General features: G+C 30.2%; 2 protein-coding genes and 1 pseudogene. 1 reads left to right on the top strand and 2 read right to left on the bottom strand.

The window, feature by feature from the left end:
* Positions 1 to 50: 50 nt before the first annotated feature.
* Positions 51 to 149, bottom strand: a pseudogene (locus HMPREF9088_RS11770) (restriction endonuclease subunit S); the annotation flags it as partial.
* Complete coding sequence (locus HMPREF9088_RS12700) at positions 134 to 430, bottom strand: hypothetical protein (protein ID WP_420871142.1); 297 nt, start codon at positions 428 to 430, stop codon at positions 134 to 136. The gene HMPREF9088_RS12700 and the pseudogene HMPREF9088_RS11770, both read right to left, overlap by 16 nt.
* Positions 431 to 1,325: 895 nt before the next feature.
* Here HMPREF9088_RS12700 and HMPREF9088_RS11990 point away from each other — a divergent pair.
* Positions 1,326 to 1,484 carry a hypothetical protein gene (locus HMPREF9088_RS11990; protein ID WP_007209242.1) on the top strand — a complete coding sequence of 53 codons (159 nt, stop codon included), beginning with the start codon at positions 1,326 to 1,328 and terminating at the stop codon, positions 1,482 to 1,484.
* Positions 1,485 to 1,669: the final 185 nt, after the last annotated feature.

Genomic DNA, 1,669 nt, shown 5'->3' with positions numbered 1-1,669 from the left:
GGGGCTGTTTTTTATTGTATTTCTAAGGGGCTATTATCTATTTATAGACCCTAAACAAACATCTTTTGTAAAAAGCCTTTTTTCTGTTCTTTCAACAAATCTAACTTACGTTGATGAAGAGCGATAGTCTTGTCTATGCTTTCAAAAAAGAAATAATCAATTGTTGTTCTTTATCATTGGGCATTTTCATATCAATATTTAAAAAATCAGACTCATGTATTCTCCATTGACCATAAACAACACCTTGACGAAATCTTACCATTTTAGAAATAAAGCCCTTTCGAGCAGACATAATCCCTATAAATTGACTTTCTCGTGATTTTTTTGACTTAAATATACTATAGACAGGGGATATAACAGCTTTTCCAGTTCTATTAAATCCAATTGAACCTGTTTCAAGATTATTAGAACTATATATGAAATCTCCCAATTCAGTTTTTTTATATTTTTTTCTGAATCCTTGACTAAAAAGCTGCGATTATATCGTTCTCCTTTTGGAGTAACTCCTTTGCCTTGTACAAAAGACATAAGAGGATATTTATTCGTTTCTGGCGTTTGATCATTACGTTCAGATAAAACATCTCCTAAGCTCGTTTAAGCATTCTTAATGATCCCTTTGAACAAATAGACAGTTTCGAATTAAAGTCGCTTAAATCGAGTTTTAGAACGTTTTAAAATAGAATGATGAAAAACTAAAAAGTTTCAAACGCTGGTCGGCTTGTTTCGCTAAAAAAGAGTGCAATGCGCATTTACACATCAAATAAATTGATGCCGTGCTAAACCCTAAAAACCTGTATAAGAAGTTGCCTTTGACAACAACAAAAAATAGAATATGGGGATTGGGGCAACGCCCCAAAAATAAAAAGAATCGTCTGAAATGAGGAACAAACTAAAATGTAAATTTTAGGTGTGACCGAGTGGAAGATAATTACTTTTTACTGCATGTGTGTACACACATGCGAAGTTCACTACAATACTTTATAACGTTTTTATTTACATGAGCAAAGCGAGTTTTTCCAACACGTTTAATCTAAAATATTGGCAATTTATACCATGATTTTCATGGTATGTAAGTGCGCCCTTAGGAAAATAATTTGAATATATTTCAGATTTTCAATCTGACTGCTCCTGTCATCGAGCAGACCGATGAGGAAAACAAAAAGAGGACTAAACAAATATGAAAATCAGGAATGTTTTTATACCGAGAAAACTTTTCGGAAAGAAAAGGAAATTGGAATAAATGTAAATTTCCATGTTAAAATCAAGATAAGAAAAAACATAATTTCAAACATAATCAAATCAAGTTTTAAAAGGAGAAATAATCCATGAAAAAACCTGAAGACATAGGAGAAAATCTAAGAAAAAAAGAATTAGAAAACAATGTTTTGGTCTTTCATGATTTTAATTATTTTTTAGATTCTTTGGTCGTTAGGGATAAGCTCCAGCAATTTCTTTTGATGTTTTATCAAATACAGAAAAAGTGATTACAAAGTTTATCGTCATAAAAACACCTCTTATTTGGCTCATATTTACGTTTTAAGAAACAAATATAATTATACAGGTATAAACTATATATTTTTAAATTTTGCTCTAAATACCCCCTTAAGATGCAAAATAAGTATATTGTATTGTTTCAGTTAATTTTTTGAGTTTAGTACTATATTTTTTC

Source organism: Enterococcus italicus DSM 15952 (assembly GCF_000185365.1).
Lineage (GTDB): Bacteria > Bacillota > Bacilli > Lactobacillales > Enterococcaceae > Enterococcus_G > Enterococcus_G italicus.
This window is presented reverse-complemented; position numbering and strand designations above follow the sequence as displayed.

Bases quoted from the DNA above. Each gene is read 5' to 3' on its own strand.
- HMPREF9088_RS11990 (WP_007209242.1), top strand. From the start codon at position 1,326: ATGAAAAAACCTGAAGACATAGGAGAAAATCTAAGAAAAAAAGAATTA.